Annotated in this window: 13 protein-coding genes and 1 other RNA gene; 8 read left to right on the top strand and 6 right to left on the bottom strand. The window is 71.1% G+C overall.

Annotated features, from left to right (window positions below; all coding sequences use genetic code 11):
- Nucleotides 1-13: 13 nt before the first annotated feature.
- Together argE and argA are read left to right on the top strand one after the other, a co-directional pair.
- On the top strand, nucleotides 14-1,174 hold the full coding sequence (gene argE / locus ACEZHJ_RS16540; protein ID WP_163139667.1) for an acetylornithine deacetylase: 1,161 nt from the start codon (nucleotides 14-16) through the stop codon (nucleotides 1,172-1,174).
- Nucleotides 1,171-2,499, top strand: a complete 1,329-nt coding sequence (gene argA, locus ACEZHJ_RS16535) for an amino-acid N-acetyltransferase (protein ID WP_163139669.1) — start codon at nucleotides 1,171-1,173, stop codon at nucleotides 2,497-2,499. The genes argE and argA overlap by 4 nt, the downstream gene beginning before the upstream one ends.
- A 14-nt stretch (nucleotides 2,500-2,513) precedes the next feature.
- Here the strand turns inward: argA and ACEZHJ_RS16530 are convergent, their stop codons facing one another.
- The 5 genes from ACEZHJ_RS16530 to ACEZHJ_RS16510 form a co-directional block, all read right to left on the bottom strand.
- Nucleotides 2,514-2,990 (bottom strand): EVE domain-containing protein, encoded by a 477-nt coding sequence (locus ACEZHJ_RS16530; RefSeq protein WP_018716527.1) that lies wholly within the window; start codon nucleotides 2,988-2,990, stop codon nucleotides 2,514-2,516.
- 59 nt (nucleotides 2,991-3,049) lie between these two features.
- Nucleotides 3,050-3,649, bottom strand: coding sequence for a 5-formyltetrahydrofolate cyclo-ligase (locus tag ACEZHJ_RS16525; RefSeq protein WP_018716526.1), 600 nt, complete (start codon nucleotides 3,647-3,649; stop codon nucleotides 3,050-3,052).
- Nucleotides 3,650-3,705: 56 nt separating this feature from the next.
- A non-coding RNA gene (gene ssrS / locus ACEZHJ_RS16520) (6S RNA) lies at nucleotides 3,706-3,897 on the bottom strand.
- A 49-nt stretch (nucleotides 3,898-3,946) separates the two neighbouring features.
- Entirely contained in the window at nucleotides 3,947-4,276 is a 330-nt protein-coding gene (locus ACEZHJ_RS16515) for a cell division protein ZapA (protein WP_018716525.1), read from the bottom strand.
- 2 nt (nucleotides 4,277-4,278) lie between these two features.
- Entirely contained in the window at nucleotides 4,279-4,494 is a 216-nt protein-coding gene (locus ACEZHJ_RS16510; RefSeq protein ID WP_240466214.1) for a TIGR02449 family protein, read from the bottom strand.
- A 119-nt stretch (nucleotides 4,495-4,613) separates the two neighbouring features.
- Here ACEZHJ_RS16510 and ACEZHJ_RS16505 point away from each other — a divergent pair, with 119 nt between their 5' ends.
- The 6 genes from ACEZHJ_RS16505 (at nucleotide 4,614) to ACEZHJ_RS16480 (ending at nucleotide 10,457) form a co-directional block, all read left to right on the top strand.
- Nucleotides 4,614-5,180: a UPF0149 family protein gene (locus tag ACEZHJ_RS16505; RefSeq protein WP_163139671.1), complete on the top strand. Its 567-nt coding sequence runs from the start codon at nucleotides 4,614-4,616 to the stop codon at nucleotides 5,178-5,180.
- Between the two features lie 25 nt (nucleotides 5,181-5,205).
- A complete protein-coding gene (gene pepP / locus ACEZHJ_RS16500) occupies nucleotides 5,206-6,510 on the top strand; it encodes a Xaa-Pro aminopeptidase (RefSeq protein ID WP_163139673.1) in 1,305 nt (434 codons plus the stop codon).
- A complete protein-coding gene (gene ubiH, locus ACEZHJ_RS16495) occupies nucleotides 6,507-7,730 on the top strand; it encodes a 2-octaprenyl-6-methoxyphenyl hydroxylase (protein ID WP_018716521.1) in 1,224 nt (407 codons plus the stop codon). Before pepP ends, ubiH begins: the two co-directional genes overlap by 4 nt.
- Nucleotides 7,727-8,947, top strand: coding sequence for a UbiH/UbiF/VisC/COQ6 family ubiquinone biosynthesis hydroxylase (locus ACEZHJ_RS16490; protein WP_018716520.1), 1,221 nt, complete (start codon nucleotides 7,727-7,729; stop codon nucleotides 8,945-8,947). Before ubiH ends, ACEZHJ_RS16490 begins: the two co-directional genes overlap by 4 nt.
- A gap of 89 nt (nucleotides 8,948-9,036) precedes the next feature.
- Nucleotides 9,037-9,423: a glycine cleavage system protein GcvH gene (gcvH, locus tag ACEZHJ_RS16485; RefSeq protein ID WP_018716519.1), complete on the top strand. Its 387-nt coding sequence runs from the start codon at nucleotides 9,037-9,039 to the stop codon at nucleotides 9,421-9,423.
- A 95-nt stretch (nucleotides 9,424-9,518) separates the two neighbouring features.
- Nucleotides 9,519-10,457 carry a carbohydrate kinase family protein gene (locus ACEZHJ_RS16480; protein WP_018716518.1) on the top strand — a complete coding sequence of 313 codons (939 nt, stop codon included), beginning with the start codon at nucleotides 9,519-9,521 and terminating at the stop codon, nucleotides 10,455-10,457.
- A gap of 170 nt (nucleotides 10,458-10,627) precedes the next feature.
- Here the strand turns inward: ACEZHJ_RS16480 and ACEZHJ_RS16475 are convergent, their stop codons facing one another.
- Nucleotides 10,628-12,646 carry a thioredoxin domain-containing protein gene (locus ACEZHJ_RS16475; protein WP_375036719.1) on the bottom strand — a complete coding sequence of 673 codons (2,019 nt, stop codon included), beginning with the start codon at nucleotides 12,644-12,646 and terminating at the stop codon, nucleotides 10,628-10,630.
- Nucleotides 12,647-12,667 lie beyond the last annotated feature (21 nt).

Genomic DNA, 12,667 nt, shown 5'->3' with positions numbered 1-12,667 from the left:
TGGAGGGGCTGGCATGTCCCGGATTCCCGATGTGCGGCGGATGATCGCCGAGCTCGTGGCGCTGCCTTCCGTGAGCAGCGTCGATCCGGCCCTCGACCAGGGCAACCTCGCCGTGATCGAGTGCCTCGCCGAGTGGTGCGAGGCGCTCGGCTTCGCGGTGGATATCCGCCGTCTGCCGGGGGATCCGGGCAAGGCCAACCTGGTCGCGACCCTGGGCCGCGGTGAGGGCGGGCTGGTGCTCGCGGGCCACACCGACACCGTCCCCTTCGATGCCGACCGCTGGGCCAGCGACCCATTCACCCTCAGCGAGCGTCAGGGCCGCCTCCACGGCCTCGGCACCAGCGACATGAAGGCCTTCCTGGCGCTGGCGCTGGAGGCCGTGCGCACCCTGGAGGCGGGGCAGCTGGATGCACCGCTGGTGCTGCTGGCCACCGCGGACGAGGAGTCCGGTATGGAGGGGGCCAAGGCCCTCGCCGGCAGCGGCCCCGTCGCCGGGCGCCAGGCGATCATCGGCGAGCCCACCGGGCTGCATCCGATCCGTGTGCACAAGGGCATGATGATGGAGGCGGTGCGCGTGACCGGCCGCTCCGGGCATTCCAGCGATCCGTCGCTGGGCATCAATGCGCTGGAGGCCATGCACGGGGTAATCGGCGAGCTCATGACCTGGCGCGACGAGCTCGGCCGGCGCTACCGCGACGAACGCTTCGCCGTGCCGGTGCCGACGCTCAACCTCGGCCACATCCATGGTGGTGACAACCCCAACCGCATCTGCGGCGAGGTGGTACTGCACTACGATCTGCGCCCGCTGCCGGGGATGAGCCCGGAGGCGCTGCGCGCCGAGGTGGAAACGCGGCTTCGGGGGGTCATGGCCGAGCGGCCCGGCGAGCTCACCCTGTCCTCGCTCTTTCCCGGTCAGCCGCCCATGGAGACGCCGGAGACGGCGGAGATCGTGGCCGCCGCCCGGGCGCTCACCGGCGAGGAGCCGGGTGCGGTGGCCTTCGGTACCGAGGGGCCGTGGCTGCGCGACCTGGGCATGGACGTGATCATCCTCGGCCCCGGGGATATCGCCCAGGCGCACCAGCCGGACGAGTTCATCGCCCTCGACCGGCTGGCGCCCACGGTCACGCTGCTGCAGCGCTTCATCCATCGCTTCTGCATGGAGGGCGCCGCATGAGCGAGGATCCGCAGCGGCTGGTGAGCGTGTTCCGCCAGGGCGCGCCCTACATCAACGCGCACCGGGGGGCGACCTTCGTGATCGCCTTCGGCGGTGAGGCCTTCGACGGCGATGCGCTGGCGCCGCTGATCCACGATATCGCCCTGCTCAACAGCCTCGGCGTGCGCATCGTACTGGTCCCGGGGGCGCGCCCGCAGATCGAGCGCCGGCTGCGCGAGCGGGACCTGGAGATGCGCTACGTTCACGGCCGCCGGGTCACCGACGAGGCGGCGCTCGAGTGTGTGCGCGAGGCCGTCGGGGAGGTGCGTCTGGAGCTGGAGGCGCGGCTGTCGATGGGGCTGGCGAACTCGCCCATGGCGGGGCTGCGGGTGCGCGCGGCGTCGGGCAATTTCGTCATGGCGCACCCCTTCGGCGTGCACGAGGGCGTGGACTACCAGCACACCGGCGAGGTGCGGCGCATCGACGCCGATGCCATCGGTGAGCGGCTGGACGACGGCGCCGTGGTGCTGGTGCCGCCGCTGGGTTACTCGCCCACCGGCGAGGTCTTCAACCTCTACAGCGAAGATGTCGCCCTGGCGGTGGCCCGCGCCCTGCGGGCCGAGAAGCTGCTCTACCTGCTGGAGGGGCGGGACGTCACCGACGTCCGAGGAGGGCTGGTACGGCAGATGACCACCGACGAGACACGGGGGTATCTCGGCGAGCACGGCGAGGCGCTGCCGGAGGAGATGACGCGGCTGCTGCGCGGTGCCATCGACGTCTGCCATGGCGGCGTGCGCCGGGTGCACCTGCTCGACCGTCACCGTGACGGTGCGCTGCTCATGGAGCTGTTCACCCGCGACGGTGTGGGCACGCTGATCACCGCGCAGTCCTTCGAGCGCACCCGCCGCGCCGGGGTGGACGACGTGCCCGGCATCCTCGCGCTGATCGAGCCGATGGAGCGTGCCGGGGTGCTGGTGCGTCGCTCCCGGGAACGGCTGGAGACGGAGATCGGCGAGTTCACAGTGATGGAGCGCGAGGGCACGGTGGTGGCCTGCGCCGCGCTCCACCCGATGCCGGATGCGCCCATGGCGGAACTCGCCTGCGTGGCGGTCCACCCGGACTACCGCGGCACCGGCCGCGGCGACCGGCTGCTCGCGCGGCTGGAGGCCGAGGCGCGCAGCCGCGGGCTGGAGGCGGTGTTCGTGCTCACCACGCGGACCGCGCACTGGTTCGAGGAGCGCGGCTTCCGCCGTGTCGCCCCGGAGGACCTGCCAGGCAGTCGCCGCTCGCTGTACAACCTCCAGCGCAACTCCCGCGTCTATCTCAAGACCCTGGGGCCGGCCTGAGGCAGTCGCCCCGGTCAGCCGCGTCCGTCCGCGTGCTCCATCTCCAGGATCGCGGTCCACTCCGCCTCCCTGACCGGCATGACCGACAGCCGGTTGCCCTTCTTCACCAGCGCCATCTCCGAGAGGGCGGGCTCCGCCTTGAGCTCGGATAAGGGGATCAGCCGCTCCAGGCGGCGCTGGAAGCGCACGTCGACCATGTACCAGCGCGGGTTGTCCGGGTCGCTCTTGGGGTCGTAGTAGTTCGACTCCGGATCCCAGGCCGTATGGTCGGGATAGCCGGTGCTGACGATCTCCATGATGCCCGCGATGCCGGGGACCTTGGTGTTGGAGTGGTAGAAGAACGCCAGGTCGCCGGGCTGCATGCGGTCGCGCATCATGTTGCGGACCTGGTAGTTGCGCACGCCGTCCCAGTGGTCGGTCTGGTCGGGCTCCGCGGCGAGGTCGTCGATGCCGTAGACGTCCGGCTCGGACTTCATCAGCCAGTAGGCCATGGGCGAGTCTCCTGCGTTGTCTGTGTTGTGCCTTTCACGGCCGCGGCGCGAGGCGCCCATCACTGCCCCAGCGGGAAGCGGCGCAGACCCGAGGGGGTGAGTATGCCCCACAGTGGCACGTCCCAGGGCTCGGCGGCGAGGGTGTCGACCTGCTGAAAGTCGTGGGCCACGCCCACCAGGCGCGGGTGGTGCCAGCGCCGGCGCCGGTGGAGAAAGGCGAAGGTCCGGTCATAGAACCCGCCGCCCATGCCGAGTCGGTTGCCGGCGGCGTCGAAGCCCACCAGCGGCGTCAGCACCAGATCCATCCGCCGCGGGTGGCGCGTGGTGCCGGTGACGGGCTCCGGGATACCCAGGCGGTTGGGAGCGAGCCGTCGGCCCGGCCGCCATTCGCGGAAGCCCATCGGGGCGGCGGGGGCGGCGATCACGGGGAGATGGACGCGGCGTCCGGCGCGGTGGGCGGCGTGCATCAGCGGCCACAGGTCGGGCTCGCCGTCGGCGGCGCAGAAGGCCGCGAGGGTGTGTACCTGGCGCCAGAGCCGGTGGCGGAAGAGGTGGCGGACCAGTGCCCGTGCCGCCTGGTGCTGGCTTCGCCGATCCAGGGCTCGCCGTTGCTCGCGCAGCCGGCGCCGCAGCGCCCGCCGGTCCTGCCGGGATGTCATGGCCATGATCCGTGGGATGGGCCGCGGCGATGGCCGTGACCCGTATGAAACGAGAGACATCCCCCGCGTTGGTGCCGTGCAGGCATCGCCCTTGAACCCTTCGGTTCAGGTGGGGACAACGAGCGACCCTTTAGGCTTTCCGCTCCGGGGCGGACATGCACACCAGTGCCGCTACGCGTGCGTCCCCAAGGCGACTAAGTGTCGGCTCAAGAAAACGTATTGCCTGCTCTCGTACACCGCAGGGGATGTCGATAATCATGGTGCCGGAGATCGGTGCCGTGCGTCCAGCGCCGGGGGTCAGCCCGCCGACGACGGGTCGTCGTGCGTCGCGGCCGGTGCATCGTCCTCGAGGACGCTGCCGATGCGGCTGCTCAGGCGCTGGATCGCCTGGGCGGCGAGGTCCTGGTCATTGAGGCGGCGGCCCTGCTCCAGGAAGTCGCTGGCGATATTGAGCGCGGCCATGACCGCGATCCGGTCCTGGCCGACGATGCGGCCGCCGTCGCGGATCTCGCGCATGCGCGCATCCAGGAAGGCGGCGGCCTCGCGCAGGCTCTCGCGCTCGCCGGGGGAGCAGGAGACCATGTATTCGCGCTCGAGGATACGGACGGCGACGGGTTCCTCGCTCATGGTCAGTGATTCTCCATGGCCTTGAGACGGCTGATCATCGCCTCAATCTTCGAGCGCGCCTGTTCATTCTTCTCGAGGAGGCTGGCGCGGTCGGCGTTGAGTGATTCCTGGGAGTCCCGCAGGATACGGTTCTCCTCGCGCAGCCGCTCGCACAGGGCCAGCAGGTCGTCGACGCGCCGCTCCAGCAAGCGGATATGTTCAGCAAGGGAATCAGTCACCTGCAAGCCTCCCGGGGAGTCTGACCCGACTATAGAAGCGACCACCCGGAGGGTCAACGCGGGTGGTAGACTGAGCGCGTCGTCCCCGGTGGCGCCATGCATTCATTGGAGTAGCACCCATGCCTGACACCGAACTGTACCATCAGCTCGACGAGGCGCTCACCGCGGTGGACAGCGACACCACCGCCGCCGAGGCCCACGGGCTGCTCTGCGGCATGCTCAGCGGCCCCGGCGAGCCGGATCGTGCGCGCTGGATCGCGCAGGTGCTTGAACATGCCCATGCCCGCGGCGAGGCCGCCCGCGCCTGCCTGGAGGTGCTCACCGAGCTGTTCACCGATACCGCCGAGGACATGGCCGACGAGGAGCTGCGCTTTCGCCCGTTGCTGCCTGCCGACGATGTCCCCATCGGTGAGCGTTCCGCCGCGCTCGGGCACTGGTGCGAGGGTTTTCTGCTCGGCGTGAGCATGGGCGGCGTCGGCGAGGGCGGGCAGCGCCCCCGGGAGGTGGACGAGGTCCTGCGCGATTTCGGCGAGATCGCGCGCATCGACGACGACCCGGAGCCGGACGAGGACAGCGAGGCCGCCTACACCGAGCTCGCGGAGTACGTTCGCATGGGCGCGCTCCTCGTCCAGGAGCATCTCACCGCCCAGGCGCGTCAGAACGAGAACGCCAGGCGGCTGCACTGAATTCAGGCGACGGCACGGAGGTTCAATGGATTCCAGCGAGTTCGAGCGGCGCCGGCGGGAGCTGATGGCCGCGATGGGCGAGGGGGGGATCGCCATCCTGCCCGCCGCCCCGGAGCGCCGGCGCAATCGCGACGTCTTTCACCCCTACCGCCAGGACAGTGATTTCTGGTATCTCACCGGCTTCCCGGAGCCGGAGGCGGTGGCGGCGATCATCCCCGGCCGTGCCCAGGGCGAGTACGTGCTGTTCTGCCGCGAGCGTGACCCGGCCCACGAGGTCTGGGACGGCGAGATTGTCGGCCAGGACCGGGCCGTGAGCGACTACGGCGCCGACGACGCCTTCCCCATCGACGACATCGACGAGATCCTGCCGGGCCTCATTGAGGGCCGTGGCCGTGTGTACTGTACGCTGGGCTCGGATGCGGAGTTCGATGCCCAGCTCCTGGCCTGGATCAACCAGGTCCGCTCCCGGTCCCGCGGCGGCGCGCGCAGTCCCGGCGAGTTCGTGGCCCTGGAACATCTGCTCCACGAGCAGCGCGTGGTCAAGAGCCCGGCGGAGATTCGCCAGATGCGCCGTGCCGCCGAGGTCTCGGCGGCCGCCCACATGCATGCCATGCGGACCTGCCGGCCGGGCATGTACGAGTACGAGATGGAGGCGGAGTATCTCGCCGCCTTCCGCCGCGCCAACGGCTGGCCCGCGTACCCCTCGATCGTCGGCGGCGGCGCCAATGCCTGCGTGCTCCACTACATCCGCAACGACGCGCGCCTGCGTGACGGCGACCTGCTGCTGGTGGACGCGGGTGCGGAGCTGGAGTGCTACGCCTCGGATATCACCCGGACCTACCCGGTCAACGGGCGCTTCAGCGCCGAGCAGCGGGCGGTCTACGAGGTGGTGCTGTCCGCCCAGCAGGCCGCTATTGAGGCGGTCCATCCGGACAACCACTGGAACCGGCCCCATGAGGCCGCGACACGGGTGCTCGTCGACGGCATGCTCTCGCTCGGGCTGCTCGACGGCGACCGCGACGGGATCATCGAGTCCGGCGAGTACCGACGCTTCTTCATGCACCGGACCGGTCACTGGCTCGGGCTGGACGTCCATGACGTCGGCGATTACCGCATCGACGGGCAGTGGCGCCAGCTCGAGCCGGGGATGGTGCTTACCGTCGAGCCCGGCCTCTACATCCCGCCGGGTGCCGAGGGCGTGGACGAGCGCTTCCAGGGCATCGGTGTGCGCATCGAGGACGACGTCGCCGTGACCGCGGACGGTGCCGATATCCTGACCGCCGACGTGGCCAAGTCCATCGACGATATCGAGGCGGTGATGGCGGCATGAGCGACTACGACCTCATCGTCGCCGGCGGCGGCCTGGTGGGGGCGAGCCTCGCCGCGGCCCTTCACGGCAGTGGACTGCGGGTGGCCGTGATCGAGGCGGCGGCACCCGGCAGCGCCATGCAGCCGAGCTTCGACGAGCGCCAGACCGCGCTCGCCCCGTCCAGTCGCCGCTTCTTCGAGGCCCTGGGCCTGTGGCGGGATATCGCCGCCGAGGCCGCTCCGATCCGCGCCATCCACGTCAGCGAGCGCGGCCGTTTCGCGGCAACGCGGATGTATGCCGGGGATGAGGGGCTGGACGCGCTGGGCCACGTCGCACCCAACCGGGTCCTGGGGCGGGTGCTGCGGCCGGCCATGGAGAAGTCGGCCACCTGCTACACGCCGGCGACGGTAACCGGTGTCAGTGCCGGGGAGGACACCGTACACGTCGACGTGAGCGGCGCCGACGGTGACACCACCCTGAGTGCACGTCTGCTCGCGGTGGCGGACGGCAGCGCCTCGCCGCTGTGTGAGCAGCTCGGCGTCCCCCGGCGCAACCGCGATTACGGCCAGACCGCCGTCATCGCCAACGTCGGCGTCGAACGTGGTGACGGCGGCTGGGCCTTCGAACGGTTCACGCCCGAAGGCCCGCTGGCGATGCTACCGGCCGGGCAGGGGCGCTACGCGGCGGTATGGACGCTGCCCCACGAGCGCGCCGAGGCCATGGCCGCCCTGGATGAAGCGACCTTTCTGGATGCGCTGCAGCGCGCCTTCGGCTGGCGGCTGGGGCGCCTGGTCGCCGCCGGCGCCCGGGCGCGCTACCCCCTGCGTGCCATCGATGCCGTCGAGGTCACGGGGGCACGCACCGTGGTGCTCGGCAACGCCGCCCATACCCTGCACCCCGTGGCCGGGCAGGGCTTCAACCTCGCGCTGCGTGATGTAGCCGAGCTGGCGGAGCGGGCCGGCGCAGCGGTCGCGGCCGGTGGCGACTGCGGTGCGGACGATATCCTCGCCGGCTATGCGGTCGCCCGCCGTGGCGATGTGCGCCGCACATCCTCCTTTACCGACGTCCTGGTGCGCGGATTCTCCAACCGGCTGCCGGGGATCACCGCCGCCCGCGGTGCAGCGCTCGCCGCGCTGGAGCTGTTGCCCGCGGTGCGCCGCACACTGATCACCCATGCCATGGGCCGGGCTGGCCGTCAGCCGCGGCTGGCCCGCGGACTGCCCCTGTGGGAGGGCCGATGAGACGCGACGAGTATGACCTGCTGGTGCAGGGCGGCGGCATGATCGGGCTCGCCACGGCCCTGGCCGCCGCCGACGGCGGCGCCCGGGTGGCGCTGCTCGACCGTGAGCCGCCCCGGCCCTGGCAGGGCGGGGAGGTGCGCCAGCGCGTCTCTGCCCTGAACCTCGCCAGCGAGCGGCTGCTTACGGGGCTCGGGGTGTGGCCGGAGATCCTCGCCGAGCGGGCGGGGCGGTTCGAGGCCATCCACGCCGAGGACGCCGCGAGCGAGGCGCGGGTGCGCTTCGAGGCCGCCGACGCCGGTCTCGCGCACCTGGGCCACATCGTGGAGAACGAGCTGGTCTGCGCCATGCTCGCCGCCCGGGCCCCGCAGGCGGGCGTGAGCCGGCTGGCGCCCGGGGCGATCGCCGAGTGGACGCCGGAGGCGGAGGGCCTGGACGTGCGCCTCGAGGACGGCCGGCGCCTGCGCACCCGGTTGCTGGTCGGCGCCGACGGTGCGGGCTCGGCGGTGCGTACCCGGGCGGGTATCCACGCCCGCGTTGCGCCGTACGGCCAGGAGGCCGTCGTTGCCAACGTTACGACGGGCGCCCGCCACGGACACGCCGCACGGCAGCGCTTCCTGGAGGGCGGGCCGCTTGCCTTCCTGCCGCTGGCGGACGGGCGCTGCTCCATCGTCTGGTCCCTGCCCGCCGACGAGGCCGAGGTGACCGCCGGGCTATCGGATGCCGCCTTCACGACGCTGCTCGACGAGGCGGGCGGGTCACTGGTGGGCGGGATCGAGTCCGTCGGGCCGCGGGCGCGTTTTCCCCTGCGCCGGCTGCACGCGGAGCGCTACATCGACGAGCGCGTCGCCCTGGTCGGCGATGCCGCCCACGTCATCCATCCGCTGGCGGGGCAGGGCGCCAACCTCGGATTCCGCGACGCCGCGACCCTTGCCGAGGGCGTTGTCACGGCACTGGCCGCCGGCCGCGACCCCGGTGGCCGCGGCCTGCTGCGCCGCTACGAGCGGGCCCGGCGTGGCGACAACCACGCCATGCAGCTCGCCATGGACGCCTTCCATGCCGCGTTTACCCGCCATGATCCGCTGCTCGTGCGTCTGCGCGGCGCCGGCTTCGGCACCGCTGACCGCGTGCCGCCGCTGCGGCGGGCGTTCATGCGGGCGGCCACCGGCCTGGCCGGCGAGCTGCCGGCACTGATGCGCACCCCGGGGGTCGCGGCCTGAGGCATACCGGACCCGGTGCGCTGGTATCCGGGCGCCCGGGGTGGGTATAGTCTCGCGGAGATTTTCAGGATTCAGGGAGAGCAGCGACGATGAGCAACATCCCCACCGAACTGAAGTACACCCGCAGTCACGAGTGGGTGCGCACCGAGGATGACGGCACCGTGACCGTGGGCATCACCGATCACGCCCAGGAGTCCCTCGGCGACCTGGTGTTCGTGGAGCTGCCCGAGCCGGGCGGTGTCGACAGCGAGGCGACGGTGGCGGTGGTGGAGTCGGTCAAGGCCGCCTCCGATATCTATTCACCGCTCGCCGGCGAGATCACCGAGGCCAACGAGCGCCTCGCCGACGAGCCGGAGCTCATCAATCAGGACCCCTACGGCGAGGGCTGGCTGTTCCGCATGCGTCCCGCCGACGAGGGCGCCGTGGACGCGCTGCTGGATGCCGCGGCCTACACCGAGTTCGCCGCCGAGGAGTGAGCTTCCCCGGTGTGACCGGGACGGGGCCGCACTTGCTACTCCGGGTGATCTGTGGTCCCGTGTTGGCTTCTTATCGGCGACAGAGGGAGTAGTGAATGACCGCGCTGATCAGCGGATCCATGGCCTTCGACACCATCATGGTGTTCAAGGACCGCTTCGCCAATCATATCCTGCCCGACCAGGTCCACATCCTGAACGTGGCCTTCGTGGTTCCGGAGATGCGCCGCGAATACGGCGGCTGCGCCGGCAACATCGCCTACAATCTGCGCCTGCTCGGCGAGCGCGGTGTGCCGCTGGCGAGCGTAGGTGCGGATTTCGGCGTCTATACTGACTGGCTGGAGCGCTGGGATATCCCGCGCGATCACATCATCGCGCTGGACGACCACTATACGGCGCAGGCCTACATCACCACGGACATGGACGACAACCAGATCACCGCGTTCCATCCGGGGGCGATGGGTGAGGCCCACCGGGTGAGCGTGCCGGCGGGCTATGACAACCCGGTCGGCATCGTCGCACCGAACGGTCCGGACGCGATGGTCCAGCACGCCGAGCAGTTCAAGGCGGCGGGGATCCCGTTCATCTTCGATCCGGGCCAGGGCCTGCCGATGTTCGACGGCGAGGCGCTGCTGCGCTTTATCGACCAGGCCACCTGGGTGGCGGTCAACGACTACGAGTCCCAGCTGATGCAGGAGCGCACCGGACTCGACCTGGACGGCATCGCCGAGCGCGTCGAGGCGCTGGTGGTCACCCGCGGCGGCGAGGGCTCGTGGATCTTTACCGGCGGCAAGCAGATCCAGATTCCGGCGGTGGAGCCGGAGCAGGTGCTGGACCCGACCGGTTGCGGCGATGCCTATCGCGCCGGGCTTCTCTTCGGCCTCGGCCGCGGCCTGGACTGGGAGGTCACCGGTCGCATCGCCTCGCTGATGGGGTCGATCAAGATCGCCAAGCACGGCACCCAGAATCATTACTTCGATCTGGATGAGTTCCGCCGGCACTACGAGGCAGCCTTCGGCGAGGCCATGCCGGTCTGAACCGCGTCCACCGTCGTCCCCGTGACCTCGGGCGGCGGTCACCACATGGCCGGGAGCGCGGCATCGCGCTGCCCGGCGGCTTTCCCTTCCCTCGCCCCGGAAATCCCCGTCGCGCTCGTGGCCAGTCCGCGGTGATTCGCCGTTGCCGATCCTGAGCTTCCGCCTCCCGGTCAGCCCCGCAGCAGGTCGGCCAGCGCCTCCGGTGTGCCCGCCTCGGGCAGGCAGTGGGTGCCGGTGCAGACACGGGCGCCGGCGGCCGGACCGAGGCCGGTGGCGTCGTCCGTGGGCAGCACGAAGACCTGGCGGCCCGGGGTGTACGCGGTGTCGCCGGCGTGGCGCCACTCCGCCGCGTCCGTGCCGTCGGCACGGATGAGCACGGTCTCCTCACCGTGCTCCCAGGCGAGCATGGCATCGATCATGGTGCAGTGGGCCTCCGGTGCCCGGGCAACGGCCCCGGCTGCGGCATCGACGCCGCGCCGGGCGGCGTCGCGGTAGGCGGCCTCGCCGGTGAGGTCGGCGAGGCGCTGCAGGCCGTGCACGGCAATGGCGGTGCCAGACGGCAGGGCGTCATCGCTGAAGCCGTAGGGTCGCTGGATCAGCGGCTCGTGATCGTCCGCGGTAAAGTGAAAGCCGCCGCCCGGTGCCTCGAAGCGGGCGAGCAGCAGATCGGCCACCGTCCGTGCCCGCTCCAGCCAGCGCGGTTCCCAGCGTGCCTCGAGCTGGGTGAGCAGGGCCCAGAGCAGGTAGGCATGGTCGTCCAGGTAGGCCGGCAGGGCGGCCGAGCCGTCGGCGTAGCGGGCGAGCAGCCGGCCGTCGGCCCAGAGGTTGTCGTCAATGAAGCCCAGGATGCCGGCGGCGGTGTCCACCCATTCCTGGCGGCCCATGAGCCGGCCGGCGTGGGCGAGGCCGCGGGCGGTCAACGCGTTCCAGCCGGTAAGGCGCTTGTCGTCCCGCGCCGGCGGGGTGCGCTCGGCGCGCACCGCCTGCAACCGCTCCCGGGCCTGGGCCCATCGCGACACGATCTGTTCGCGCGAGGCGCCCATGACCGGCGCGAGCTCCGAGAAGGTGGCATGGACGTGGAGGTGCCAGCGGCCATGGAAGTTCGCGCGCTCGTTGAGCCCGAAACGGTGGATCGTCAGTGTGGCGTCCTCGGCGGGCAGCGCCTCGCGCACCGTCTCCGGCGTCCAAAGATAGTAGGCGCCCTCACCCTCGGGCGTGTCCGCGTCCAGGGCGCTGGCGAAGCCGCCGTCCCCGCACTGCATCTCGCGCATCAGCCAGTCCACGGTCTCCCCGATCACGCGGGCGAACAGGCCGTCGCCGGTGATCCGCCAGGCGTCGGCGTACAGGCCGACCAGCAGGGCGTTATCGTAGAGCATCTTCTCGAAGTGCGGGATCATCCAGTAACGGTCGACCGAGTAGCGCGCGAAACCGCCGCCGACCTGGTCGAAGATCCCGCCGAGTCCCATGCGCTGCAGCGTCTGGCAGACCATGTGGAGGGCGTCGCGGTCGTCACGCCGGGCGTAGTGGCCGAGTAGATGACCGAGGGCGGCGGGCTGCGGAAACTTGGGTGCCTCCCCGAAGCCGCCGAAGGTCGGATCGAAGGCCTCGCCGAGGCTGTCACGGGCCCGGCCGGCGGCCTCGTCCGCTGCGCAGCGCTCGCCCTCGGGGGGCTGCTGGAGTGCCTTCAGCGCCTCGATCATACGCGTGTTCTGGCCGTCGATGGCGTCGCGCTGCTCCTGCCAGGCCTGGCTGACCCGGGCCAGGATGTCGCCGAAGCCCGGCAGGCCGTGCCGGGCGTCCGGGGGGAAGTAGGTGCCCGCGAAGAAGGGGACCTGCTCCGGCGTGAGGAACACCGTGAGTGGCCAGCCGCCGCCGCGGCCGTTCAGGAGCTGGTGGGCCGTCTGGTAGATGCGGTCCAGGTCGGGGCGCTCCTCGCGGTCGACCTTGATGCACACGAAGCCCTCGTTCATCGCCGTGGCGATCGCCGGCGACTCGAAACACTCGTGGGCCATGACGTGGCACCAGTGACACGCGGAGTAACCGATGGACAGCAGGATCGGGCAGTCGCGCTCACGGGCCTCCGCCAGGGCCGCCTCGCCCCAGGGGCGCCAGTGCACCGGATTGTCCGCGTGCTGGCGCAGATACAGGCTGGCCTCGCGGGCCAGTTCGTTGCTGCCGGTGGTGGCCATGGTGGTGACGCCTCGCTCCTG

It is taken from the genome of Arhodomonas sp. KWT2 (genome assembly GCF_041949875.1).
In the GTDB taxonomy this organism is placed as follows: Bacteria; Pseudomonadota; Gammaproteobacteria; order Nitrococcales; family Nitrococcaceae; genus Arhodomonas; species Arhodomonas aquaeolei.
Note: the sequence above shows the minus strand (reverse complement) of the source record. Positions and strands in the feature narration are given on the sequence as shown.